19 protein-coding genes and 1 tRNA gene are annotated in these 24,187 nt (G+C 73.8%); 15 read left to right on the forward strand and 5 right to left on the reverse strand.

Annotated features, from left to right (window positions below):
* Positions 1–110 precede the first annotated feature (110 nt).
* From ACIPLC_RS15080 to ACIPLC_RS15095, 4 genes are all read left to right on the forward strand, one after another.
* Positions 111–977 (forward strand): segregation and condensation protein A, encoded by an 867-nt coding sequence (locus tag ACIPLC_RS15080; protein WP_400473407.1) that lies wholly within the window; start codon positions 111–113, stop codon positions 975–977.
* 335 nt (positions 978–1,312) lie between these two features.
* Positions 1,313–1,933, forward strand: a complete 621-nt coding sequence (gene scpB / locus ACIPLC_RS15085) for an SMC-Scp complex subunit ScpB (protein ID WP_400473569.1) — start codon at positions 1,313–1,315, stop codon at positions 1,931–1,933.
* 63 nt (positions 1,934–1,996) lie between these two features.
* Positions 1,997–3,481, forward strand: a complete 1,485-nt coding sequence (locus tag ACIPLC_RS15090) for a pseudouridine synthase (RefSeq protein ID WP_400473408.1) — start codon at positions 1,997–1,999, stop codon at positions 3,479–3,481.
* 315 nt (positions 3,482–3,796) lie between these two features.
* Positions 3,797–4,780, forward strand: a complete 984-nt coding sequence (locus ACIPLC_RS15095; protein WP_400473409.1) for a helix-turn-helix domain-containing protein — start codon at positions 3,797–3,799, stop codon at positions 4,778–4,780.
* Positions 4,781–4,922: 142 nt separating this feature from the next.
* On the opposite strand, the gene ACIPLC_RS15100 is transcribed toward ACIPLC_RS15095, so the two are convergent.
* The 3 genes from ACIPLC_RS15100 to ACIPLC_RS15110 form a co-directional block, all read right to left on the reverse strand.
* On the reverse strand, positions 4,923–5,285 hold the full coding sequence (locus tag ACIPLC_RS15100; RefSeq protein ID WP_400473410.1) for a DUF952 domain-containing protein: 363 nt from the start codon (positions 5,283–5,285) through the stop codon (positions 4,923–4,925).
* Between the two features lie 79 nt (positions 5,286–5,364).
* Entirely contained in the window at positions 5,365–6,912 is a 1,548-nt protein-coding gene (locus ACIPLC_RS15105; RefSeq protein ID WP_400473411.1) for a mucoidy inhibitor MuiA family protein, read from the reverse strand.
* 3 nt (positions 6,913–6,915) lie between these two features.
* Complete coding sequence (locus tag ACIPLC_RS15110) at positions 6,916–9,363, reverse strand: DUF4139 domain-containing protein (protein WP_400473412.1); 2,448 nt, start codon at positions 9,361–9,363, stop codon at positions 6,916–6,918.
* Between the two features lie 435 nt (positions 9,364–9,798).
* On the opposite strand from ACIPLC_RS15110, the gene ACIPLC_RS15115 reads away from it, so the two are divergent.
* From ACIPLC_RS15115 to der, 4 genes are all read left to right on the forward strand, one after another.
* A complete protein-coding gene (locus ACIPLC_RS15115; protein ID WP_400473413.1) occupies positions 9,799–10,884 on the forward strand; it encodes a prephenate dehydrogenase in 1,086 nt (361 codons plus the stop codon).
* A 103-nt stretch (positions 10,885–10,987) separates the two neighbouring features.
* Entirely contained in the window at positions 10,988–12,082 is a 1,095-nt protein-coding gene (locus ACIPLC_RS15120) for a DUF4419 domain-containing protein (protein ID WP_400473414.1), read from the forward strand.
* A gap of 143 nt (positions 12,083–12,225) precedes the next feature.
* A complete protein-coding gene (cmk, locus tag ACIPLC_RS15125; RefSeq protein ID WP_400473415.1) occupies positions 12,226–12,939 on the forward strand; it encodes a (d)CMP kinase in 714 nt (237 codons plus the stop codon).
* 267 nt (positions 12,940–13,206) lie between these two features.
* The gene (gene der, locus ACIPLC_RS15130) at positions 13,207–14,661 is read left to right on the forward strand and encodes a ribosome biogenesis GTPase Der (RefSeq protein WP_400473416.1); all 1,455 of its coding nucleotides are present in this window, start codon (positions 13,207–13,209) and stop codon (positions 14,659–14,661) included.
* Between the two features lie 154 nt (positions 14,662–14,815).
* Here the strand turns inward: der and ACIPLC_RS15135 are convergent, their stop codons facing one another.
* The gene (locus ACIPLC_RS15135) at positions 14,816–15,574 is read right to left on the reverse strand and encodes a hypothetical protein (protein WP_400473417.1); all 759 of its coding nucleotides are present in this window, start codon (positions 15,572–15,574) and stop codon (positions 14,816–14,818) included.
* Between the two features lie 299 nt (positions 15,575–15,873).
* Positions 15,874–16,716: a hypothetical protein gene (locus tag ACIPLC_RS15140; protein ID WP_400473418.1), complete on the reverse strand. Its 843-nt coding sequence runs from the start codon at positions 16,714–16,716 to the stop codon at positions 15,874–15,876.
* Positions 16,717–17,310: 594 nt separating this feature from the next.
* Here ACIPLC_RS15140 and ACIPLC_RS15145 point away from each other — a divergent pair.
* From ACIPLC_RS15145 to ACIPLC_RS15175, 7 genes are all read left to right on the forward strand, one after another.
* Complete coding sequence (locus tag ACIPLC_RS15145) at positions 17,311–18,120, forward strand: transglycosylase family protein (RefSeq protein ID WP_400473419.1); 810 nt, start codon at positions 17,311–17,313, stop codon at positions 18,118–18,120.
* Between the two features lie 330 nt (positions 18,121–18,450).
* Positions 18,451–18,819 (forward strand): transglycosylase family protein, encoded by a 369-nt coding sequence (locus ACIPLC_RS15150; protein ID WP_400473420.1) that lies wholly within the window; start codon positions 18,451–18,453, stop codon positions 18,817–18,819.
* Positions 18,820–18,964: 145 nt separating this feature from the next.
* A complete protein-coding gene (locus ACIPLC_RS15155; RefSeq protein ID WP_400473570.1) occupies positions 18,965–19,702 on the forward strand; it encodes an alpha-ketoglutarate-dependent dioxygenase AlkB in 738 nt (245 codons plus the stop codon).
* A 245-nt stretch (positions 19,703–19,947) separates the two neighbouring features.
* A complete protein-coding gene (locus ACIPLC_RS15160; RefSeq protein ID WP_400473421.1) occupies positions 19,948–20,814 on the forward strand; it encodes an acyl-CoA thioesterase in 867 nt (288 codons plus the stop codon).
* A gap of 225 nt (positions 20,815–21,039) precedes the next feature.
* Positions 21,040–21,831, forward strand: a complete 792-nt coding sequence (locus tag ACIPLC_RS15165) for a DUF1684 domain-containing protein (RefSeq protein ID WP_400473422.1) — start codon at positions 21,040–21,042, stop codon at positions 21,829–21,831.
* A 302-nt stretch (positions 21,832–22,133) separates the two neighbouring features.
* Entirely contained in the window at positions 22,134–23,330 is a 1,197-nt protein-coding gene (locus tag ACIPLC_RS15170; RefSeq protein ID WP_400473571.1) for an MFS transporter, read from the forward strand.
* Positions 23,331–23,474: 144 nt separating this feature from the next.
* Positions 23,475–23,548 (forward strand) — tRNA-Pro (locus ACIPLC_RS15175).
* The last annotated feature ends 639 nt before the right edge of the window (positions 23,549–24,187 follow it).

Here is a 24,187-nt window from a genome sequence, read left to right on the forward strand (position 1 = left end):
GCGTTGCGCCTTCGGTGCGGCGGTTCCGGGGTGGCATCCCTGGGGCGACGACGGCGTGTCGACGGCCTCGGGGCGGGGCGGGCGGCCGGGCCGGGTGAAGATGGACCGTCATGCCGAGCACCGCCGAACCACCTGCCACCGCCGTGAACGCGACCGAAGAACAGCCGCGGGGCGGTTTCCGGGTGCGGTTGGACAACTTCGAAGGCCCCTTCGACCTGCTGCTCGGCCTGATCGCCAAGCACAAGCTCGACGTCACCGAAGTGGCGCTGGCCACCGTCACGGACGATTTCATGGCGCACATCCGGGCGATGGGCCCGGACTGGGACCTGGACGCGGCGACCGAGTTCCTGGTCGTCGCCGCGACCCTGCTCGACCTCAAGGCCGCCCGGCTGCTGCCCGCCGCCGAGGTCGAGGACGAGGAGGACCTGGCGCTGCTGGAGGCCCGCGACCTGCTGTTCGCCCGGCTGCTGCAGTACCGGGCGTACAAGCGGGCGGCGGCTCTCTTCGGCGAGCGTTGGGCCGCCGAGCTGGCCCGGCGCCCGCGCACCGTCGGGCTGGAGCCGCGGCACGCCGAGCTGCTGCCCGAGGTGGTCATCACCATCGGGCCGGAGCGGCTCGCGCAGCTGGCGGCCAAGGCCATGGAGCCCAAGCCGAAGCCCGTCGTGTACGTCGACCACATCCACAGCCCGCCGGTCAGCGTGCGCGAGCAGGCCGGGCTGGTGGTCGGGCTGCTCACCGAGCTCGGTGAGGCGTCGTTCCAGCGGCTGGTCGCGGACGCGCCGGACGAGCTGGTGGTCGTCGCCCGCTTCCTGGCGCTGCTGGAGCTGTACCGGGAGCGGGTGCTGGCCTTCGAGCAGCCGGAGGCGCTGGGCGAGCTGCTGGTGCGCTGGGTGGCGGAGGCGGACCGGGGCGGGGTCGAGGTGACGGACGAGTTCGACCGGCCGGCGGGTGAACGGGAGCGGGAGGAGAGCCGATGAGTGGCGGGAGCGGGAGCGGGAGCGGGAGCGTCGGGGGTGGGGGTGGGGGTGGGGGCGGGGGTGGCGGGCGGCCGGCGCGGCGCCCGCTCGGGCTGCCGGGGCGGCCTCGGGCGGAGGAGTGGCTGGAACCGGCCTTCGAGCTGCTGCCAGAGCCAGCGGCGGAGTCGGTGGCGGGGCCGGTGGTGGCGTCCGTGGCGGTGTCGTCGGAGGGCGGGGCTCGGGTCGTGCACCAGAAGTCGGCCCTGTCGACTTCCGGCGTCGCTGGTTCGGTCGGGGGCGCAGATCCGGATGAGAGCGGGGGCGGGGGCGGGGGCGGGGAGGCGGTCGGGGCCGGGCTGAAGGCCGAGCTGGAGGCGATCCTGATGGTCGTCGACGAGCCCGCCGGTGAGGAGCGGCTGGCCGGCGTGCTGGAGCGGCCCCGGGCGCAGGTGGCCGCGGCGCTGCGCGAACTGTCCGCCGAGTACACCGCCCAGGGCCGCGGATTCGACCTGCGGCTGGTCGCCGGTGGGTGGAGGTTCTACAGCCGGGACACCTGCGCTCCGGCCGTCGACCGCTTCCTGCTGGACGGCCAGCAGGCCCGGCTCACACAGGCCGCATTGGAGACCCTGGCGGTCGTCGCCTACCGGCAGCCGGTGTCCAGATCCAGGGTTTCCGCCGTCCGCGGTGTGAACTGTGACGGTGTGATGCGTACCCTGGTACAGCGAGGACTGGTGGAAGAGGCCGGATCCGAGCCCGAAACAGGTGCGATCCTGTATCGGACGACGAACTACTTCCTGGAACGGATGGGGCTCCGCGGCCTGGACGAGCTGCCGGAGCTTGCTCCCTTCCTGCCCGAGGTCGACGACGTGGAAGCGGAGTCCCTGGAGGGCACGATGATCGCGGAGGCGGTCGCCGCCGCTGCCGTGCTGGCCGCGGACGGCAGTGGCGAGGCCGGTCGGGCTGCGCCTGATCGGTAGGGGGCGGTGAGGTCGGCCGAGACGACCGCACATCCCAGATGGTAACGACGTACGGACACTTTGATGCGTAGCAGTGGCAACGGCAGGAACGGCAGCGGCGGCGGCAGCGGCGGCGGTCGCGGCGGACAGGGCGGGGGCCGGGGCGGCGGCTCCTACGGCGGCAGCGGCGGCGGTCGCAGCGGCTCGGGCTCGGGATCGGGCTCCGGCTCGCGCGGGGGTTCGTACGGCGGTGGCTCGGGCTCGGGTCCGCGGGGCGGCTCCACCGGCGGCAGCGGCAGTGGTGCCGGCTCGCGCGGGGGTTCGTACGGCGGTGGCAGTGGTGCCGGTTCGCGCGGCGGTTCGTACGGCGGCGGTTCGGGTTCGGGTTCGCGGGGCGGTTCGTACGGCGGTGGCTCGGGTTCGGGTTCGCGCGGGGGTTCGTACGGCGGTGGCTCGGGTTCGGGTTCGCGCGGGGGTTCGTACGGCGGTGGCAGCGGTGCCGGTTCGCGCGGCGGCTCCGGCTCGTACGGGCGGGACGACCGGCGTGATGACCGTCGGGACGACCGCCGGGACGACCGCCGGTTCCCGGACCGCCCGCTGCGGCCCGAGGAGCGGCGCTACGACCGCCCCGAGTTCGGCGGTGGCCCCAACGCCACCCCCGCCCGCGGCGGCTACACCGGCCGGCGCCCCAGCCCGGCCCCGCGTCCGCGCCGGGAGGGCCAGGGCGCTCCGGGCGACCCGCGCCGCCAGCCGCAGCGCTCGCGCGAGCTGCAGGCCAAGATCGAGGACGCCGTCCTCGCCCGGCACGACAAGCCGGCCGTCAAGCTGCCCAAGACCTTCGGCGAGCCCGAGGGCGAGCGCCTGCAGAAGGTGCTGGCCCGGGCCGGCATCGGCAGCCGCCGCGCTTGCGAGGAACTGATCGAGCAGGGCCGGGTCGAGGTCAACGGCAAGCGCGTCACCGAGCAGGGCAAGCGGGTCGACCCGCAGAACGACGAGATCAAGGTGGACGGCCTGACCGTCGCCACCCAGTCGTACCTGTTCTTCGCGCTCAACAAGCCGGCCGGCGTGGTCTCCACCATGGAGGACCCGGACGGGCGCCAGTGCCTCGGCGACTACGTGACCAACCGGGAGACCCGGCTGTTCCACGTCGGCCGCCTGGACACCGAGACCGAGGGCATCATCCTGCTCACCAACCACGGCGAGCTGGCCCACCGCCTCACCCACCCCCGGTACGGCGTGACCAAGACCTACCTGGCCGCCATCCAGGGCCCGATCCCGCGCGACCTGGGCAAGCAGCTGGCGCAGGGCGTGGAGCTGGAGGACGGCTACGCGCGCGCCGACAGCTTCAAGGTGATCTCCAACGTCGGCAAGAACTACCTGGTCGAGGTGACCCTGCACGAGGGTCGCAAGCACATCGTCCGCCGGATGCTGGCCGAGGCCGGCTTCCCGGTCGAGAGGCTGGTGCGCACGCACTTCGGTCCGATCGCGCTGGGCGACCAGAAGTCGGGCTGGCTGCGCCGTCTGACCAACCCCGAGGTCGGTCAGCTGATGCACGAGGTCGGTCTGTAGACCGGTCGGTATATTTCTGTAGACCGGTCGGTATATTCCGGTCCGGGTATATAGACCGGTCGGTATATTCCCGCCAGGGTCTGTAGACCGGTCGGCATATTCGGGCTTCTGTTGAGGGCCTCCCCGTCGAAAGGCGGGGAGGCCCTCGGCCGTCCGGTGGGGGTGGGCGGGCTGTGAGGCAGGCCGCAACCCCTGGTCACGGCCTTGTCAGCGTCATGATCCGTGGCAGAGGATTGCCACCGGACCACCACCCGCCCAGTGGCGGGACTGCGCCAGGGTCGGCGCCGGTGGGGGGCGAACGGGGGAGACGGCGTCGTGTCGGATGCACCACTCAGCGCACTGGGACTGGCCGAGCCGGACGGACAGCTCTACGCGGCGCTGGTGGCCAATCCTCAGTCCACCGCGGAGGAACTGGCCGAGGGCTGCGGCCTGACGCTCCAGCAGAGCGTGCGCGCCCTGGACCGGCTGGCGCAGCAGGGCATGGCGACTCGGGCCCCGGTGGACCGGCAGCGCTACCTGCCGGTCGCCCCCGACGTCGCGATCGGTACCCTGATCGGCCACCGCGAGTCCGAACTGCGGCACGCCCGGGCCGAGATGCACCGCCTGATGGACGCCTTCCGGGAGGCCTCGCGGTACACCGACCCGGCGCACTCGGTGGAAGTGCTGACCGGCGGCGAGGCGATCGCGCAGCGGCTGGAGCACATCACCGAGACCAGCCAGTACCAGGTCCGCGGCTTCGACCGTCCGCCGTACATCCAGGACCCGGTGGCCCCGATCCCGTTGCAACGACGGCGGCTGCGGGAGGGGCTGCGGCTGCGGACCATCTACGACCGGGACGCGGTGGCCTGGCCGGGCCGGTTGGAGCGGAACATCCTGGCCGGTGTCGCGGACGGCGAGGAGGCCCGGGTCCGGCCGTCACTGCCGATGAAGATGATCATTTCGGACGACCGGATGGCGATCATCCCGATCAGCGTGGGCGACAGCGTCCTCGACGCCGCGTACGTCATCCACCCCTCCGCGCTGCTCCAGGCGCTGGACACGCTGTTCGAGGCGGAGTGGGAGCGCGCCGTGCAGTTGCAGGCCGCGATCGGCACCGGGGACGCGACGCTGGAGCCGGAGGCCGACCACCGCAAGCTGCTGGGCCTGCTGGCGGCCGGCCTCACCGACGAGTCGATCGCCCGGTCGCTCGGCTGGAGCGCCCGCACCACCCAGCGCCGGTTGCAGAGCCTGATGCGGTCGCTGGGTGCCACCACCCGCTTCCAGGCCGGCATGGCGGCCCGGGAGCGGGGCTGGCTCTGACCGGGGTGACTCTGGTCGGGGGTGACTCTGGCCGCGGTCGACGGTGAGCCGGGGCTGATCGTGCACCGGGGCTGATGGCGAACCGGGGCTGACGGTGAACCGGGGCTGACGGTGAACCGGGCCGGGTGGGCCGCAGGGGCCGTCAGCTCCAGGGGGTGAGGGCGGCCCAGCGGCCGTCCGGACCGCGTTCGACCTTCAGCAGGCCCTTGACGGCGGAGCGGTTGAGCCGCCCGTAGACGTGCGGGAACAGCACGCCGGGCGCGGCCCCGGGCGGCGGTGCGCCGTGCGGGGCCTCCCACTTGACCATCGGTTCCACCTCTGACTCCTCGATCAGCAGCGCCATCAGCGGGTCGGGAGTGTCGGCGAAGAAGGCGTTGGCCACCGCGAGCGCCGTCTGTTCGTCCGCCGAGCAGTGGATGAACCCGTCGGTGAGCAGTGACGCGGTGGTGTACGGCCGGCCGGGGTCGGCCAGCCAGTCGTCCAGGGGTGCGAGGTGGAGGATCATGTTCCTGTTCTACCCGGTTTGGCCCTGAGCGGTCGTCACGAGCGGACCGGTGTTCAGGAGACGGCGGAGGCCGGGCTCCTCAGAGCCCGGCGACCCTGGCGGTGGCGGAGACCTCGTACACCAGCGTGACCGTCCGACGGGCGCCGGGCCCGAGCGGGACGTCCCAGCGGAGGATGCCCTCGGAGTCGAAGGCGTCCGGCGACGGGGAGCACTCCTCCTTGCGCAGCCGCACCTCCACCGCCGACACCTCGGAGACCGGCACCCGCTCGCGGACCGTGACGACCTGCTCGTCCCGCTCCTCCGGGCCGGAGAACCGGGAGAGGTGCAACCGCACCGTCCGGGTGGTCGTCTGGCGGCCGGTGAGCCCGGCGGTGGCCTGGCGCTCCTCGGCCTCGCGGACCACCCGGTAGCCGTCCGAACTGCCGAACGCCAGCTCGGCGTCGGCCCCGGCGGCGGTGAAGCCCAGCTCGCCCCGGCCGGTGAAGCCGCTGCCGCGGACCAGTTCGACCGGACCCGCCAGCAGCGGGTGCCCGGCCGCGTTGCGGAACCGGACCACCTGGGCCACCAGCGGGGACAGCTCCGGCGCGCAGGCGTACTCGCTGCTCGCCGGCCCGGTGAAGGCGCCGAGCGGCACCCGGTGCGCCCGGCCGTCGGAGGGCACGGTGGCCGGGGCGGGCGCGGGCAGCACCCGGACCTCCCCGCCGTCGTCCACCCCCGGCACCCCGGCGGCCGGGTCGAGCGCGCTGATCGTCTCCTCGCGCAGCTCCACCTCGACCGTGCGGCGTTCCTCGGCGGTGCGCTCGCGCAGCATCAGGACGTCCTCGGCGACGGCGGGCGGGTCGGTGGCGAGGGCCGAGCGGGCGGTGGAGAAGGTGAGCCGGACGCCGCTCCAGTCCTCGCCGGTGCGCTGCCAGACCACCGCCTCCGACTCCAGCCGCAGGATTCCGCCGTCCAGGGTGGCCCGGTACGAGGGGCGCCAGAGCGCGCACGGCACCAGGTGGGTGACGGTCAGCCCGCTCGGGCCGGGCTGCGCCGCCTCGACGGTGAGCTCCAGGTGGGCGACCAGTTCGGCCGGTTCCTCCTCGGCCTGGTCGAGGGCGATCAGGGCCTGTGAGCGCTCCTGGTCCAGACGGCGCAGTCGGGAGTGGGTGGCCCGCAGTTCCTCGCCGTGGCGCTCGCGCTCGGCGTCCACCCGGTCCAGTTCGCGGGCCCAGCGGGTGCGTTCGAGCTCGCCGACCCCGGCGCCCTCGCCGACCTCGCGCAGCAGGTCGGCGGAGAGCTGGGCGAGCAGCGCCAGCCGGGCCTCCAGCCGGGCGCGGGTCTGGTCGGCGAGGCGGCTCGCGGTCTCCAGCTCGTGCAGCCGGTGGCGCAGCCGGGAGTCCTCCGGGCCGGGCGGCAGCGGGGCGCGCGGGGCCCAGTCGCGGACGATCCGGGCGTCCAGCACGCGGCTGCCGGGGGCGGTGGTCTCGGCGCGCAGGGTGCGGTCGACGGCGAGCGCGGTGAGCGGGCCCAGGCGCAGCCGCTGGACGCCCGCGGCGAGGTCGACGGTCGCGGTGCGTTCGACCTGGCCGCGGTCCTCCAGGCAGGTGACGGCGGTGACGGGGAGGGGGATGGTCGCTCCGGTCATCGTTCAGTTCCTCCGGTTTCCGCCGACGATGGCCTTTCCGGCCGGGATCTTGATCTGGTAGCCGCCGTCCAGCTCGGTGCGGCCGCCGGGCGGCAGCTCGACCCGCCAGAGCCGGGTGCTGGGCGGGCAGTCCGGCGTGGAGACCGTCGGGGCGTGCCAGTCGGCCCGCTCCTCGATCCGGATCTCGGCGTCGGAGGTGACCGGCACGCGCTCGCGGACCTCCACGGTGACGGTGCGGCCGAGCCGGTTCGCCAGCTGGACGTGCACCCGGTGGTCGAGCACGGTGCTGCTGTTCAGCATGCCCGCGGTGGACTCGTGCAGCTCGGTGCGGCGCGCCACCTCGATGCTCTCGGTGACGCCGATGCCCACGCTCCGCAGCCCGCCGGGGGCGAGGGTGGGCAGGGCGGCGGTGAGCAGGAACTCGTCGTCGACGGTGACCTCGACCGGGCCGGCCAGCACGGCGCGGTCGGTCCGGTTGGCGAGCACCAGGGTGGCGTACACCTTCTCCTCGACGGCGGGGACGGTGACGTACTCCGGGCGGACGGACACCGGGATCTCGTCGATCGTGACGGTGTGCCAGGTGCCGTCGGACGGGATGTCGGCGGGGGCGGTGGAGTCGAAGCGGTGGTCGAAGGAGCCCGCCGACTCGCGGGGCGGGACGGCGTGCCGGGGGAGCGGCAGGTAGCGCACCCGCTCGCCGCCGGTGCCGCCGGGGACCATCACCACCGGCTCCTCGTGGCCGAACCGCTCGGCCCGGGGGCGCAGGGTGCCGCGGTGGGCGGCGGGTGCGTCGGGGCCGGCCAGGACGAGGTCGGGGTAGTCGAGCAGGGTGGCGTCCGGGGCGAAACCGGTACCCGGGGCCTCGGCGCCGCCGCTGCTTCGGCGGGAGCGGCGGGCGAGCGGGCGCAGGTCCGGCGGGGGTGCCCCGCCCGGCGCCACGGGGGCGGGCGGCGGCAGCGGGGCCTGGAACATCGAGGCCTGCGGCATCGGGGCCTGCGGTAGGGGGGTTTGCGGCATCGGGGCTTGGGGCGCCGGGGCGGCGGCGGGGGCCGCGCCGTATCCGGCGAAGCCGCTCGGGGCGGGCGGGGGTGCCGGGACGGGGTCGTCGATGTCCAGGGTGCCGCCGCGCCCGCCGGGGGCGGCCAGCCGGGCGGCGTCCGCCACGAGGTCGGCGTCGGCCGGGCGGGGGCCGGAGGGCCGGGCGCCGCCGAGGTGGTTGAGCCGGGCGGCGGAGCCGTACGGGCCGGGGGCCGAGACGGGGAGCGGGGCCTTGTGGCGCGCGGCCGGGCGGGCTCCGGCGTCGGCCGCGTCGTAGCCGGTGAAGAGGTCGGCTAGGCCGGCCGGGGGCTCGCGCCAGCCGGACGGCGGCGGGGCGGGCTGGCTGCGGCCGATCCGTAGCGAGCGGAGCCGGGGCAGGTCGGTGCGGCGGTCGAGGTCGGCGGTGGAGAGGGCGAGCCGGACGCCGGTCCAGTCCTCGCCGGTCTGCTGGGCGACGGAGGCGCGCAGGACCAGTTGACCGGTGTCGGCGCCGTGGCGGTAGGACAGGCGGTAGGCGGGCACCCAGCGGGCGGCGGGGACGCCGTACTCCAGCTCGATGTCGAGCCGGGCGGGGGGCTCCTCGGGGGCTTGGACCGAGGGCTCCCGGGCGGGTGCCGTGGCGGGTGCCGTGGCGGGCGTGGTGATGGGCGCGGTGGCGGGCGTGGTGATGGGCGCGGTGGCGGGTGTGGTGGTGGGTGTGGTGGTGGGTTTTACGGCGGGTGCGGTGGTGAGGGTGAGCAGGACGGTGGCGGCGGTCTCGACCGGGCGGGTGGGGCCGGCGGTGGACGCGCGGTCCAGCCGGTCGGCGGCCAACTCGCGCTCGTGGTCGGCGAGTTCGATCTCCCGGGTGAGCTCCTCGGCGTGCTGCTGGAGCCGGGTCAGCCGCTCGTCGACGAAGTCGGCCAGCTCCAGCCAGGCGTCGGCGGGCGTACGGCGCAGCGGTTCCTCGCGCCGCCGCTGCGGCGGTACGGCGCGCAGGGCGGAGGTCTCGGCGATCGCCGTCAGGACCAGCCGGTGGCGTTCGTTGAGCGCGCCCTGGCGCTCCATGGCCTCGTCCAACTCGCGGCGGAGCCGGGGGAGTTCGGTCGGCTCGTGGAACTCGGCGAGCAGTTCCAGCCGGGCCTCGGTGACCGCCGTCCCGATCGGGCCGTCGAGCACCCGGGCGCGCAGCGAGCGGCCGTCCAGGGAGGAGGGCAGGCCGGTCAGCCGCAGCCGGCCGTCGGCCGGGAGCGGGACGCTGGCCCGGCGGCGGCACACCGCGCCCTCGGCGTAGACGACGACGGAGTCCAGGACCGACGGGTGGGCGGGGACGGCGGGGGGTTCCGACTGCCCGGCCTCGCTGGGGTGTCGGGCCTCGTCGTCGCGCCCGGCCTCGCCGTTCTGCTGATCGTCGCCGCTGTGCTGATCGTCCATGCGCAACCCCTTCGTTCGCGTGCCGTGTTCCGCGTGTCGCCCGCGCCGTGTCCGGGCGGCCAGTCTGCCCCGCTTCGGTGCGGGCGGCGCCGGATTTCGCGGGGCGCGGCGTGTGTGCCCGTTGGTGGGCCTGTCGCGTCCGCGGTGCCTGTAGTGCCTGTAGTGCCTGCAATGCCTTTGGCGCCTGCGGTGCGCGCCGTGTCCGGAGTGCGTCCGCATGGTGTGGGACGGGGGCGGGCCCGCCGCGGTTGCCCAGCGGGTGGGCGGTGGGGGCGTGGGTGTGGGGGATGCGAGAGGATGGGGCGCGGGTGCTCCCGGCCCGTGCCGGGGCGCCGGCCGGACCGAGAACCGCGAAGCCCCGCGAGGCCGGGCAGCCCGGGAAGCCCAGAACGCGAAGCCCGAGAATTGAGAATTCGAGAAGGAGCGCGACCCGCCATGCGCACTGCCGTCGTCGTCGGTACCGGACTGATCGGCACCTCCGCCGCGCTCGCCCTGGCCGGCCGCGGGCTGACCGTCCACCTGGAGGACGCCGACCCGGATGCCGCCCGGACCGCCGCCTCGCTCGGCGCCGGCACCATCGAGCCGGCCGACGGCCCGGTCGACCTGGCGATCATCGCCGTGCCGCCCGCCCTGGTCGGCAAGGTGCTCGCGGACTGCCAGCGCCGCAACCTGGCCCGCTGGTACACCGATGTCGCCAGCGTCAAGGCCGGCCCGCGCATCGAGGTCGCCGCGCTCGGCTGCGACACCGTCCACTACATCGGCAGCCACCCGATGGCCGGCCGCGAGCGCTCCGGCCCGCTGGCCGCCCGCGCCGACCTGTTCGAGGGCCGCCCCTGGGTGCTCACCCCCACCGACGACACCGACACCGAGACGCTCAACGCCGCCCTGGAACTGGTCGCGCTCTGCGGTGCGATGCCGATCGTGATGGACGCGGCCGCGCACGACCGGGCCGTCGCCCTGGTCTCGCACGCCCCGCAGCTGGTGTCCTCACTGGTCGCCGCCCGGCTGGAGCACGCCGACGAGACGGCCATAAGGCTCTCCGGGCAGGGTGTTCGGGACGTCACCCGGATCGCCGCCTCCAACCCCGGCATGTGGGTCGACATCCTCTCCGCCAACGCGGGCGCGGTCGCCGACGTCCTGGAAGACGTCGTCGCCGACCTCGGTGAGACCGTCACCGCGCTGCGCGCCCTGGACGCCCCCGAGGAGGGCGAGCGCCGGGCGGGCGCGGCCGGGATCGAGGCGGTCATGCGGCGCGGCAACACCGGCCAGGCCCGCATCCCCGGCAAGCACGGTGCGCCGCCCACCCGGTACGAGACGGTCGCCGTCGTGCTCGGCGACCAGCCCGGCGAGCTGGGCCGGCTGTTCGGAGAGGTCGGCGCGGCCGGGGTCAACATCGAGGACGTCGTCATCGAGCACTCGACCGGCCAGCAGGTGGGCTTCGTCCAGCTGTCGGTGGCGCCGGGGGCGGTCAAGCCGCTCACGGTGGCGCTGCGGGCTAGCGGGTGGAGCGTCCGGGACTGATCGGCCTGCGGGGCTGATCGGTTGAGGGGGTTCTGTCGAGGGGTTCTGCCGAGGGGCTGCGCCAAGGGGCTTCGCCGAGGGGTTCGGTTGAGGGGGAACAGGGATGATCATCGAGTTGCCGATGGGCGAGACCCGGCACGGGCCCTACGGCCGGGCGGTGGACCTGGGGAACGAGCGGTTCCTGCGGGCGGTGGTGGGCGGGGACTTCCGGATCCACCACCGCAGCGTCGAGGCGTTGGTCGAACTGCCCCGGACGACGCCGCCGGACCCGGAGTTCGCCGAGCCGGAGCCGACCTGCAGCCTGCTGGTGCGGGCGGTCCACGCCGCCTTCGCGGAGCACCTGCCGCTGAGCCTGTCGCCGGACGTGCTCTGGTACGCGGTGGTGCACGAGGTGGCCGTGCACGCGCGGATGTACGCGCCGAGGTACCGGGCGCTGTTCGGCGGCGCCGACGGGCGCCGGGAAGTGATCGTGGTCCGCGACGACACCCTGGCGGCGCCCGGGCCGGACTGGTCGCGGTCGATCCGGCTGGTGCGGGAACCGCTGGAGGCCGCGGTCGGGGCGGAACTGGTGGAACTGTTCCGGCCGGCCTTCTCGACGACCACGCCCGACGACGCCTCCTCGGCGCTGGTGGCGCTGATGGACGTGGTCAGCCCCTACTACGCCTTCTGCTGGGAGACCCGCTGCGGCATCCCTCGGATCCGGCTGGAGGGCACGGCCGAGGACTGGGCGCTGCTGGCGGCGCGGGTCGCCGGGCTGGCGGAGCGCTTCGACTGGCTCGCGCCGTGGTTCGCCGAGCTGCGCCCGGTGCTCGACGAGATCGCGGCGACGGCGGTGGGCGGGGCGGTCGACGAGGGGTTCTGGCGCTCGCTCTTCAAGTGGCGGTCGATGTCCGGCGGCCCACGGGTGACCGGCTGGCTCACCGCCTTCCTCGCCCACACCCAGACCCCCGACGGGCCCCGGCTGCGCCAGTCCTTCGGCTGGCGGGAGGCGGACGTCAACCCGTACCACCGGGACTCCTTCGCGGTGAACGACTTCCCGTCGCACGTCTCCAAGGTGCCGTTCGTCTGGGACTTCCTCGGCCGCGAGATCCCGATGGCCTTCACCGCAGGCATCCTCGGCATCGAGTGGGACGGGGAGTACCTGCGGCCCCGACTGGGCAACGCCGTCCTGCGGATCCTGGGCTCCGACCAGGCCTGATGCGGGCCCGATGCGGGCCTGATGCGGACCTGATCGGGCAGCGGAGTGGGTAGGGCGGCGGTCCATTAACCTTGAGGGAGACAATCCCCTGCCGTCTGCCTGCCCAGGCCCCGGCTTTCACGCCCAGAGAGAGGTTCGGCCCCGTGGACACTGCCGACCGAGCGCACGCCCCGGTCGTCGTCGCGATCGACGGACCCTCCGGTTCGGGCAAGTCGACCGTCTCGCGGGCGGTGGCGGCCCGGCTGGGCCTGAGCTTCCTGGACACCGGCGCCATGTACCGGGCGATGACCTGGTGGATGCTGGCCAACGACGTCGACGTGGCCGACCCGGAGGCGGTGGCCGTCGCGTGCGGCAAGCCGGTGATCGTGTCGGGCACGGACGCGGACGGCCCCACCATCACGGTGGACGGCCAGGACGTCTCCGGACCGATCCGCGGCCCCGAGGTGACGGCGCAGGTCAGCGCCGTTTCCGCGGTGCCGGCGGTGCGCTCCCGACTGGTGGAGCTGCAGCGCGGCTGCGCCGAGGTCGCCGAGCGCGGCATCGTCGCCGAGGGCCGGGACATGGGGACGGTGGTGTTCCCGAACGCCACCGTCAAGGTGTTCCTGACCGCCTCCGAGCAGGCCCGGGCGGAGCGCAGGACGGCCGAGCTGCGCGCCAAGGGCGTCGACGAGGCGACCATCACCGCGATGGCCGCCGACCTCGCCCGCCGGGACGCTGCCGACTCCTCCCGGAAGACGGCCCCGCTGGCCCAGGCCGCGGACGCCGTCCTGGTGGACACCAGTGAGCTCACCCTGGAGCAGGTGATCGACCGGATCGCCGCGCTGGTGGAGGAGCGGGCCGGGATGTCGTCGGTCTGAAAGGACGGACCGGTCTGAAAGAACGGACCGGTCCGGACGGCCGGTTCGGTCCGGACGGCTGGTTCGTCCTGAACGATCGGATCGGCCCGACGACCGGAATGGTCTGAAAGGACCTGATCAGCCGGATCGGCCGGTATGGCCGGTATGGCCGAATGAGCTGCGGTGCCGCCGAGGTGCCGTGGAGAAACCATCGCGCTGCCCCGAGCGGGGCAGGTACGCACGGCGCGCCCCTGGGAAGGGCCGGGCCGGGAAACGGAACAGACGAACATGACCGCAGAGCACTCCGACACCGGCCACGGTGGACTGGACGCCGCCGACTACGCCGAGTTCATGGCCCTCGCCGCCGAGGAGGGCTTCGACGTCGACGGCGTGGACGGCTTCGACGGCGCCGAGCACGCACCGCTGCCGGTGCTGGCCATCGTCGGCCGCCCGAACGTCGGCAAGTCGACCCTGGTGAACCGCATCATCGGCCGCCGCGAGGCCGTCGTCGAGGACAAGCCGGGCGTCACCCGCGACCGGGTCACCTACGAGGCCAACTGGAACGGCCGCCGCTTCAAGGTCGTCGACACTGGCGGCTGGGAGATCGACGTCCTCGGCCTCGACGCCATGGTGGCCGCGCAGGCCGAGCTCGGCATCGAGCAGGCCGACGCGGTGCTGTTCGTGGTCGACGCCACCGTCGGCGCCACCGACACCGACGAAGCCCTGATCAAGCTCATCCGCCGGGCCGGCAAGCCGACCGTGCTGTGCGCCAACAAGGTCGACGGCCCGTCCACCGAGGCCGAGGCCGCTTACCTGTGGTCGCTGGGCCTGGGCGAGCCGTACCCCGTCTCCGCGCTGCACGGCCGCGGCTCGGGCGACCTGCTCGACGCCGTCATGGACGCGCTGCCCGAGGCCCCGCCGCAGACCTTCGGCGACGCCGCCCCCGGCGGCCCGCGTCGCATCGCGCTGATCGGCCGCCCGAACGTCGGCAAGTCCAGCCTGCTGAACAAGGTCGCCGGCGAGGAGCGGGTGGTCGTCAACGAGCTGGCCGGCACCACCCGCGACCCGGTCGACGAGATGATCGAACTCGCCGGCAAGACCTGGAAGTTCGTCGACACCGCCGGCATCCGCCGCCGGGTCCACCTGACCGCCGGCGCCGACTTCTACGCCTCGCTGCGCACCTCCTCCGCGCTGGAGAAGGCCGAGGTCGCGGTCGTCCTGATCGACGCCAGCGAGACCCTCGCCGAGCAGGACACCCGGATCATCTCGATGGCCGTCGAGGCCGGGCGCGCCGTCGTCATCGCCTACAACAAGTGGGACCAGATGGACGAGGAGCGCCGCTTCTACCTGGAGCGCGAGATCGAGCGCGACCTCGTCCAGGTGCAGTGGGCCCCCCGGGTCAACGTCTCGGCGAAGACCGGCCGGCACATGGAGAGGCTCGTCCCGGCGATCGAGACCGCGCTGGAGGGCTGGGAGACCCGTATCCCGACCGCGCGGCTGAACGCCTTCCTCGGCGAGCTGGTGGCCGCCCACCCGCACCCGATCCGCGGTGGCAAGCAGCCGCGCGTCCTGTTCGGCACCCAGGCGGGCATCCGTCCGCCGCGGTTCGTGCTGTTCGCCTCGGGCTTCCTGGAGGCCGGCTACCGGCGCTTCATCGAGCGCCGGCTGCGCGAGGAGTTCGGCTTCGTCGGGACGCCGATCTCGATCTCGGTGCGGGTCCGGGAGAAGCGCAAGAAGAAGTAGGGCGTCGGGAGGTACCTACCGGTAGTAGTCGGTAGGTACCGGCAGTAGGTGTGGGCGAGGGCCCCGTCACGGTGGTGGCGGGGCCCTCGTCTTGTGCGCGGGTGCCGTGCAGGTTCTGTGCGGGTGCCGTGCGGGGGTGCGCCGATCGTGCGGTTCAGTGGTGGTCGCCGTTGCGGCCCGGGGGGAGGGAGAGCATCTGGCGGTGGCGGCCGCTGGCGGGTGCGGCGGTGGCGACGCCGGTGGCGGTGCCCATCACCGGGGCGGGGGCCGGGGGCGGCGCGGGCATCGAGTGCGGGATCGGGCCGAGGTAGCCGGCGGCCACCCAGCCCTGGCCGTTGGTGAACTGGTGGGCCGGGGGCGGGTTGTGCTGCGGGCTGTGCTGAGGGGCGTGCTGAGGGGTGGTGGCCGCCGGGGCGGCCTGGCCGAAGCCGTCGCTGGTCGGGGCGGCGGGCTCGGGGTGGGAGTGCTGCTGAGGGGCGCTGTGGCCGGTGTGGCCCATCGCGCCGTGGTGGGTGTGGCCGGCGGCGCCGTGGCCGGTGTGGCTGGTGTGACCGGTGTGACCGGTGGCGTGCCCGGCGGAGTGGCCGTGCTGCTGGCTCGGCATGAACTGCGGCAGACCGGGCGCTTGCCCCCCGTAGGTGTGGAAGGCCTGGTGCTGGGGCGGGTACGGGCGCGGCTCGCCGAGCATCGGGTAGCCGTCGCGGACCGCGAAGCCGGTGAACTTCAGGTCCTCCTCGCCCGAGCGGTCGCCCGGAAGCGCGCGGAACAGCCGCCGGTACTCGGAGTACAGCTCGTCGTAGATCGGCGTCGTCGAGTGCGGGTGCTCCGCGTCGTACGACGGGCGCATGCCGGGGATCGAGCGGGGGACGGTGGTGGACCGGCCGGGGGACGCGGAGACGTCGTAGCTGTACACACAGGGGCCAACGAGTGAGGGGGCACGGGGATGCGGGGTGCCGGGGCCCGGCCGGAAGGCGGCTTGTGCCGAGGGGTGAGGCCGCCTTCCGGCGGGTGCGGGGCCCGGGCGCCGACGGGTTGGGGCGCTGTTGGGTCGAAGCGCTGAGGGGTGCGGGTGACGAGGGGCCAGGTGCCGCGGGGGCGCGGCATCGAGGGCCCGGGGCGTCGAGGGGTGCGGGTGTCGGCGGGCCCGGGGCCCGGGCCCGAGCCCCGGGCGTCGGCGGTCTCGGGTGCCGAGGGGCTCAGGTACCGGTGGGCTCAGGTGCCGGCGAGGGGGAGGGAGGCGGCGACCACCTGGCCCAGTGCCACCGCCCGCTCCAGCGCCTGGCGGAGCAGGTCCTCGCGCGGCTGGCGGCCCACCATCCCGGCCGGGACGGCGTACATGGTGACCTCGGAGAGCTGGCTCGCCGCCATCCGCCAGGCGTCGGTGACCTGGAGCGGCTGGTGCGCCTGCCACCAGCCGGTGCTGCCGCCGGCGGCAGCGGGCTGCAGGATCGCGTGCAGCTTGCCCATCGCCACCAGGACCGACCAGCCGCCCAGTTGGTCCGGGGTCTCGTCGAGGTCGGTGATGGCCTGGAAGCCGGCGTCCTGGAGCAGGTCGAGGAACTCGTCCTCGCCCGAGGTGCTGCCGGGGCGCCCGACCGGGCCGGTCGGTTCGACGACCAGTGAGGCGTGCCCGACCTTGCCGTGCAGCACCAGCCCGCAGGTGATGCCGAGGATGGCGGCCTGGCCCGGCGCGCTGGGCTGGGCGGTGGGGGCGGTCGCCGGGGCCGGCGCGGGAACGGGCACCAGCGGGTGCGCGGGCGCGGCCGGGGCGCCGGTCTGGGCCTGGCTGATGCTGCGGACGGCGCCGACCAGCTGCTCCTCGGCCACCGGCACCACCTGGGACGGGATGCAGCGGGCGTGGGCGAAGGCGAGTACGGCGGTCTCGTCGCCGACGAACAGGACGGTGCTGGTGGGCTCCGCGTGGGTGTCGCCGGGCGTGCGGCAGGAGGTGCATTCGTAGCTGTCGGGTGCGCGGTCGCCGCCGAGGAGGCGGTCCGCCTCGTCGTCGCCGATCTCGGACCGGACCTCGTCGCTGACGTCGAGCATGCGCGGCACAGGGTCTCCTCGGGTGGGTGCGGTGGGTGGTTGGGGGCGGATGGGGGAGGTCGCCATGACCAACGGGCCCTTGTGTCAGGCGTCACGGGTGGTCGACGAGGCTGACGGGAATTGCCTCTGATCCGACCGCGCCGCGTGTTCTCGTGGTCGCAATGTGTCGATGTCGGTGGCAGGCCTGCCGGAATGAAACGGTGAGGTGAGTCACGCCGCCATGATGTTTGATCTACGAATTGGCGACTAAAACGGGCATTTCGGGCAAGATTGTGTGGTTATTACCGCCGGTAACCCTTGGCTGAGCTGGGCAGACCGGTGGAGTTTTGGTTTCCCCGCTGACCGGCTCGTAGCTTCATTGGCGGCGCAACGAGCGCCACCCGGGTTCACCCCCGACGCACCGCCCCTCCGGCTTCCCGCCGGGTGCGGCAGGTGCCCGCCGACGCGATCGCTCGAACAGGTCGTCGGTGAGCGGCTGGGTGGCCGGGGCGGCAAGCGGCACGTCCGACACGTGCACGGCCGTCCGATGGACGCGGCAAGCGAACGCGGCCCTCTCCAGGGTCTGGTTCCGCATGCCCGCCCGGGGCTGTCGAGAGGAACCCCATGACCTTCCGTCACGAGACCGCCGCTGCCACCACCTCCACGGTCACCAAGCGCAACCGCGTCCGGATGGCCGTCGTGGCGGGCGCCGCTGTCGCGGCTCTGCCGGTGGCCGGCCTCGTCACGGCCACCTCGGCCTCCGCCGCCTCCGTCTCCACCTGGGACTCCGTCGCCCAGTGCGAGAGCGGCGGCAACTGGGCCATCAACACCGGCAACGGTTTCTACGGCGGACTGCAGTTCACCTCCAGCACCTGGGCCGCCTTCGGTGGCACCGCCTACGCCTCGCAGGCCAACCAGGCCACCAAGGCGCAGCAGATCGCCGTCGCCGAGAAGGTCCTCGCCTCGCAGGGCCCGGGCGCCTGGCCCGTGTGCTCCGTCAAGGCCGGCCTGACCAAGGGCGGCGCCCCGGCCGCGGTCGACACCTCGGCCGCCGGTTCGACCGCCGCCAAGCCGGCCGCCCCGGCTGCCCCGGCCGCCAAGCCGGCGCAGACCCAGGCCCCGAAGGCCGCCGCCGCGCCGAAGACCGAGGTCGCGCCGAAGGTCGCCGCCCCGAAGGCCGCCGCTGCGCCGAAGGCTGACGTCGCGCCGAAGGCCGCGCCGAAGAACGACGCTGCCAAGGGTGCCAAGTCCTGGACCGGCTCGAACGACGCCAAGCCGGCCAAGGGCGACAGCTACACCGTCAAGTCCGGTGACACCCTGAGCTCGATCGCCGCCGCGCAGGGCCTGGACTGGCACGACCTGTACAAGAACAACGCCAAGGTCATCGGTGGCAACCCCGACCTGATCCTCCCGGGCCAGACCCTGAGCATCTGAGCGTCCGAGCATCTGAGCGTCTGACACCGGCTCTCCGGGGCCTGCCGCCCGATGCCGACTGCCCGGCGTCACCTGTTTGATGCTGGTTCGACGTTGCTGGTCCGAGGTCGCCGGGCTGAGGTCGGCTCGGCGGGCCTCCCGGTCCCGGCGGTGTGCTGACACCACGGCCGCTTCTCCGCTGTGCGGGGGAGCGGCCGCCGGCGCGTCCGGCGCGTCCGGCGCGTCCGGCGTGTCCGGCGTGTCCGGAGTGTCGTCGGGGAGGGCGGCGAGGCGGTCCGCCTAGGGTCGGCAGCTGTGCCGGATTCGTGTGACGAGCGTCTGTATCGGGTCGTGCTTCGGCTGGGCATCGCCGTGGTGGTGCTGGTGGGGGTGGCGGCGACGCCCGGCGGGCCGGCCGGAGCGGCGGTCCGGGTCGCGGACATGGTGTGGGACGGACTCGCCGAGTGCGAGAGCGGCGGCGACTGGCAGGCCGACACCGGCAACGGCTACTACGGCGGTCTGCAGATCTGGCCGCCCACCTGGGAGGTCGCCGGTGGCCTGCACTTCGCCGACCGGCCGGACCACGCGAGCCGCCGGGAGCAGACGACCGTCGGCGAGGAGATCCTCCGGCGGCAGGGCTGGGAGGCGTGGCCGGACTGTGCGCGGGAGCTGGGGCTGATCGGCGGAGCGCCAGCACCCGGTGGCGGCCCGGGCTCCTGAGGCCGACCGGTTCCTGAGACCGACCGGCTCCTGATGCCACCCGGCTCCTGCGGCCGCCTGGGCTTCGGCCGCGGCGGTGCGGGAGGATGGTGGGGTGATCCAGGGCGAGCTGTTCGGTGATCTGCCGGGTGACGTCCCGGGAGGCCTGTCGGGGCCCGCTGCCGCGCGCGAGCGCGCCGAGCCCGCCCCCGGTGCTGTCCTCCTCCCCGGCTGGCTGGACGCCGACGCCCAACTGCGCCTGATCGCCGCCTGCCGGGAGTGGGCCCGTCCGCCGGCCGGTCTGCACGCGGTGCGGATGCCCACCGGGGGGATGATGTCCGTACGGATGGTCAGCCTCGGATGGCACTGGTATCCGTACGGTTATCGGAGGGACGCGGAGGACGGCACGCCCGTCAAGCCGTTCCCGTCCGAACTCGACCGCCTCGCTCGCCGGGCCGTCGCCGCCGCCTACGGGACGGACGTTCGGCAGATCGCCGGCGCCGCCTCGTACGAACCCGACATCGCGATCGTCAACCACTACCCGCACGGCGCGAAGATGGGCCTCCACCAGGACCGCGACGAGCGGACCGACGCGCCCGTGGTCTCACTCTCGCTCGGCGACGCCTGCGTGTTCCGGCTCGGGAACACCGAGACCCGGACCCGCCCGTGGACCGACCTGGAGCTGTGCAGCGGGGACCTGCTGGTGTTCGGAGGCCCGGCCCGGTTCGCGTACCACGGCGTGGTGCGCACGCTGCCCGGCACGGCGGATCCGGCGCTGGGGCTGGTCGGCCGGCTCAACATCACCGTGCGGCAGTCGGGGCTGTCGGCGGGGACGGCGGGGACGGAGGGGGAAGCGGGGACGGCGGGGGAGACCGGGGCGGCTGGGGCGGTCGGGGGTGTTTGAACGGGCGGGCGGGGCCTGAACCCGGGCGGGCGGGCGGGCGTTCGTCCGGCGGTCGGTCCGACTGGTGACTGCTCTTCCCTCTCCTCGCTTACTCGTTCGAGTGAATCGGCCTCTTCGGCTCGGTGAGCGGGAATGACCCCGGTCGCCGGAGAATTCGAGTGGGTTGGAGAATTCGATCAGGACGGGCGCCGGAGCCGGGCGGAAGACCTCCGCCCGGGCCGTGGGCCCGGAGAGGAAGCGCACGCATGGGTACCCCCGTCGACGACCTTGTCGACCTGCTTGACCTGGAGCAGATCGAACTGAACATCTTCCGCGGGCGCAGCCCCGAGGAGGCGCTGCAGCGGACGTTCGGCGGCCAGGTCGCCGGGCAGGCGCTGGTCGCGGCCGGGCGCACGGTGGACGGCGACCGGCCGGTCCACTCACTGCACGCCTACTTCCTGCGCCCCGGGGTGCCCGGCGTGCCGATCGTCTACCAGGTCGACCGGATCCGCGACGGCCGGTCCTTCACCACGCGCCGGGTGCTCGCTATCCAGGGCGGCCGGTCGATCTTCGCCCTCACCGCCGACTTCCACCGCCCCGAAGAGGGCGGCATCGAGCACCAGCACCCCATGCCGGACGTCGCCGCGCCCGAGGACCTGCCCAGCGCGCTGGAGGAGGTCGGCTCCAGACTCGGCGAACTCCCCCCGTTCATCAGCCGCCGCCAGCCCTTCGACATCCGCTACGTCGACCGGCTGCGCTGGACCAAGGAGGAACTGGCCGGCGTCGAGGCGCGCAGCGGCGTCTGGCTGCGGACCGACGGCCCGTTGCCGGACGACCCGCTGATCCACGTCTGCGCCCTCACCTACGCCAGCGACATGACGCTGCTCGACGCCGTCCGCGCCCCCGTCGAGCCGCTCTGGGGCACCCGGCACTTCGACATGGCCTCGCTCGACCACGCGATGTGGTTCCACCGCCCGTTCCGTACGGACGACTGGCTGCTGTACCAGCAGGAGTCCCCGATAGCCCACGGCGCGCGCGGCCTCGCGCGCGGGCAGATCTTCGACCGGAACGGGCGGCTGGTGGTGTCCGTGGTGCAGGAGGGGCTGTTCCGGCCGCTGGGTGCCGGCAGTTGACGGGGTGGGTGGGCACGTCGGCGGCCTGGTGTCGGCCGAGCGGGCCGGCCCGCGTCCTGGCGGGCGTCGTGTCCGTGGTGTTGCCGTCGTGACGCCGTGTTGCCGTCCTGTGGCGGTTTCGGCAGGCGGGAATGATCCGTCCGGGTGCGCGGTGTTGTGGTGGGTGACCGAGCTGGACGGCCCGAACGGCGGGCCGTCCGAGGACCACAGTGGGAGGGTGTACCGATGACGGCGACGGCCGCAGAGGACTGGAAGCACTGGAGCGACGGCCGGGCGGCGTCGGTGAGCGCGCTGCACGGCCAGCTCGCACTCACCGGCACGCACTGGCTGGAGCCCGAACCCGTCGAGATCCCCGGCCTGCCCGGGCGCTGGTGGGCCGACGCCGAGGGCGTCCGATTCCGGGCGGCGGGCGAGGACGGCATCACTGTCAGCGGCGCCGGCGGGCCGGTCGACGGCGAGGCGCTGCTCCGTCCCGACACCGATCCGGCCGCCGACACCGCCACCCTCGGCGACGTGCTGCTCGTCCCGATCGAGCGCGAGGGCGAGCTCGCCCTGCGGGTCTTCGACCCGGCCGCGCCGCGCCGGACGGCCTTCGCGGGCATCTCCGCCTACCCGTACTCGCCGGAGTGGGCCGTCCCCGCCGTCTTCACCCCGTTCGAGGAGGACGGCGCCCAGTCCGTGCTCGTCCCCAACGCGGACGGCAAGGAGCGCCCGCTCGCCGTCACCGGGCAGATCGCCTTCACCGTCGCCGGCGAGCACCGCACCCTGACCGTCAGCGGCTCCGGCGACCGCCTCACAGGCGTCATCGCGGACGCGACCAGCGGCATCGACACCTACCGCTTCCGCTTCATCACCCTCCCCGCCCCGGACGAGGACGGCCGCACCGTCCTCGACCTCAACCGGGCCTACCTGCCGCCGTGCGCCTTCGCCGACCACTTCATCTGCCCGTTCCCGCCGCCGGGCAACCGGCTCGACTTCGCGGTGGAGGCAGGGGAGAAGCAGGTCCTGACCAGGTAGGACGGGCCGCTGCCCGGCCCCGGTGCGGGGAGTCGGGAGGCCGGGGCGGACCATGGAGGGTTGTGTCGACCAATCATCCTGCCAATCCCGCCTCGGCGTCTGAGCCTGCCCAGACGCCTGCCGCCGCTGTCGCCGCCTCGGCCTCTGCCCCGGCCCCCGCCCCCGTCTCGGCGTCCGATCCCGCCGCGGCGTCCGACGCTCTCGCGGCGGAGGAGCCGCCCTCCGCCGTCCCCGCGCCGCCGACCGGAACCGAGCCCCTCGTCCTCCCCTGGTACCGGCGGGCCTTCGCCGACCTCAGCCCGTTGCGCGACCACCCCGACTACCGCCGGGTCTGGTTCGGGCAGGCCGTCTCCTCCATAGGCCAGCAGATGACGGCCGTCGCCGTCTCCGTCCAGGTCTACGACGAGACCGGCTCCGCCTTCGCGACCGGCCTGGTCGGCCTCTTCTCCTTCTTCCCGCTCGTCGCCTTCGGCCTGTACGGCGGCGCGATCGCCGACACCGTCGACCGGCGCAAGCTCGGACTGATCGGCTCGGCCGGGCTCGCCGCCGTCTCCGCCGTCCTCGCCGTACAGGCCTTGGCAGGCCTCGGCCAGGTCGCCGTCCTCTACGCCGCCGTCGCCGCCCAGGCCGGTTTCTTCGCTCTCAGCTCGCCCGCCCGCTCCGCGATGATCCCCCGACTGGTCCCCAGCCATCAGCTCCCCGCGGCGAACGCGCTGAACACCGTCAGCATGAACCTCGGCCTCACCGTCGGACCCATGCTCGGCGGCGTCCTCATCGGCGCCTACGGCACCCAGGCCGCCTACCTGGTCGACACCGTCGCCTTCGCCGGCACCCTCTACGCGATGTGGCGCCTGCCCGCCATGCGCCCGCTCGGCGACCGCAAGGGCCGCGCCTCCGTCCTCGACGGCCTCCGCTTCCTGCGCGAGCAGCCCAACCTGCGCACCAGCTTCCTCGCCGACCTGGCCGCGATGATCTTCGGCATGCCGCGCGCCCTCTTCCCCGCCATCGCGGTCACCTTCTACGGCGGCGACGCCCGAACCGTCGGCCTGCTGGTCGCCGCCCCCGCCGTCGGCGCCCTCACCGGCGCCCTCTTCTCCGGCTGGGTCGGCCGCATCCACCGCCAAGGCGCCGCCGTCCTCGTCGCCGTCGCCGCCTGGGGCCTCGCCATCGCCGCCTTCGGCGCGCTCCACAACCTCTGGCTCGGCCTCCTCCTGCTCGCGATCGCCGGCTGCGCCGACACCGTCAGCATGATCTTCCGCAACACGATGATGCAGGTCGCCGCCCCCGACGAGATGCGCGGTCGCCTCCAGGGCATCTTCATCGTCGTCGTCGCCGGCGGCCCCCGCCTCGGTGACTTCGAGTCCGGCGCCGTCGCCGCCCTCACCAACCCCGCCACCTCCGTGATCACCGGCGGCCTTGCCTGCGTCGCCGCCGTCCTCCTCCTCGCCGCCCGCCGCCCCGCCTTCCTCACCTACGACGCCCGCCACCCCACCCCCTGACCCACCCCGACCCACCACCCCCAACCCGGCAGCGAGCACCCCTCCACGTGCTGTATTGTTTTCCACGTCGCCGGGACAACCGGAGACAAGGTCGAGAAGCCCACAGCAGAGCCCCCCCAGGCCCCGCTACCGGGATCGAGACCACGGGACGTGGCGCAGCTTGGTAGCGCACTTGACTGGGGGTCAAGGGGTCGCAGGTTCAAATCCTGTCGTCCCGACGTGAGTCGGAAAGGCCGTTGGCCGGGTTAACGCCCAGGTCAGCGGCCTTTTGCGTGACGGACCGTCAGGGACCAACGGAATTGGTTCGCATACTGTTTGGGACCATTTTGGGACCGGAGGGGCCTGGAGGCCCTTCTGGCGGGTGCGGCTGAGCCTGAAATGCCCGATTCCCTGACTACTCTAAGCGACCGTTACCGAGTTGTAATAGTCGATTTTCGGTCACAATCATGGCGGAAGTCAGGCTTGCGTGGCGGAAGTTGGCCACGCCTGATTGCCGCTCAGGTGGCGTGTTTGTGCCTGGATCGACACAGTCCCCCTCCGCCCGACTATCGCGGGCGCTCCCAGTGGCACGCGGCGTACAGGGGACTGGTGGCTCTCTGTGATGATCTCTTCAACGGACCAGGCGCCGAAGGCGGGGTGGCCGTGGAAGTTGTCGGTAGGCTCGCGGGGGTCTGAGGAGGTGTCAGTGCGACGGTCCAGTGAGGTAACGAGGTACCGGTACTGGTCGGAACGGCAGATCCGCGCCCTTGGACGGGACAATGGCCTGCGCCTGGGGGCCGCGTGGCAGGTTTCCACCGCGAGTACCCCCTCCTCCTTATTCGGAATCTCGCTTCCCGCAGTCGGCCTGCAGCACGCCG

This window comes from Kitasatospora sp. NPDC086801, assembly GCF_044745805.1.
Lineage (GTDB): Bacteria > Actinomycetota > Actinomycetes > Streptomycetales > Streptomycetaceae > Kitasatospora.

What these genes read in the sequence shown, in the direction of transcription:
- ACIPLC_RS15080 (WP_400473407.1), top strand. Translation starts at nt 111, where the DNA reads ATGCCGAGCACCGCCGAACCACCTGCCACCGCCGTGAACGCGACCGAA.
- ACIPLC_RS15090 (WP_400473408.1), top strand. Translation starts at nt 1,997, where the DNA reads ATGCGTAGCAGTGGCAACGGCAGGAACGGCAGCGGCGGCGGCAGCGGC.
- ACIPLC_RS15100 (WP_400473410.1), bottom strand. Translation starts at nt 5,285, where the DNA reads ATGATCCTCCACCTCGCACCCCTGGACGACTGGCTGGCCGACCCCGGC.
- ACIPLC_RS15105 (WP_400473411.1), bottom strand. Translation starts at nt 6,912, where the DNA reads ATGACCGGAGCGACCATCCCCCTCCCCGTCACCGCCGTCACCTGCCTG.
- ACIPLC_RS15110 (WP_400473412.1), bottom strand. Translation starts at nt 9,363, where the DNA reads ATGGACGATCAGCACAGCGGCGACGATCAGCAGAACGGCGAGGCCGGG.
- ACIPLC_RS15115 (WP_400473413.1), top strand. Translation starts at nt 9,799, where the DNA reads ATGCGCACTGCCGTCGTCGTCGGTACCGGACTGATCGGCACCTCCGCC.
- ACIPLC_RS15120 (WP_400473414.1), top strand. Translation starts at nt 10,988, where the DNA reads ATGATCATCGAGTTGCCGATGGGCGAGACCCGGCACGGGCCCTACGGC.
- der (WP_400473416.1), top strand. Translation starts at nt 13,207, where the DNA reads ATGACCGCAGAGCACTCCGACACCGGCCACGGTGGACTGGACGCCGCC.
- ACIPLC_RS15145 (WP_400473419.1), top strand. Translation starts at nt 17,311, where the DNA reads ATGACCTTCCGTCACGAGACCGCCGCTGCCACCACCTCCACGGTCACC.
- ACIPLC_RS15160 (WP_400473421.1), top strand. Translation starts at nt 19,948, where the DNA reads ATGGGTACCCCCGTCGACGACCTTGTCGACCTGCTTGACCTGGAGCAG.
- ACIPLC_RS15165 (WP_400473422.1), top strand. Translation starts at nt 21,040, where the DNA reads ATGACGGCGACGGCCGCAGAGGACTGGAAGCACTGGAGCGACGGCCGG.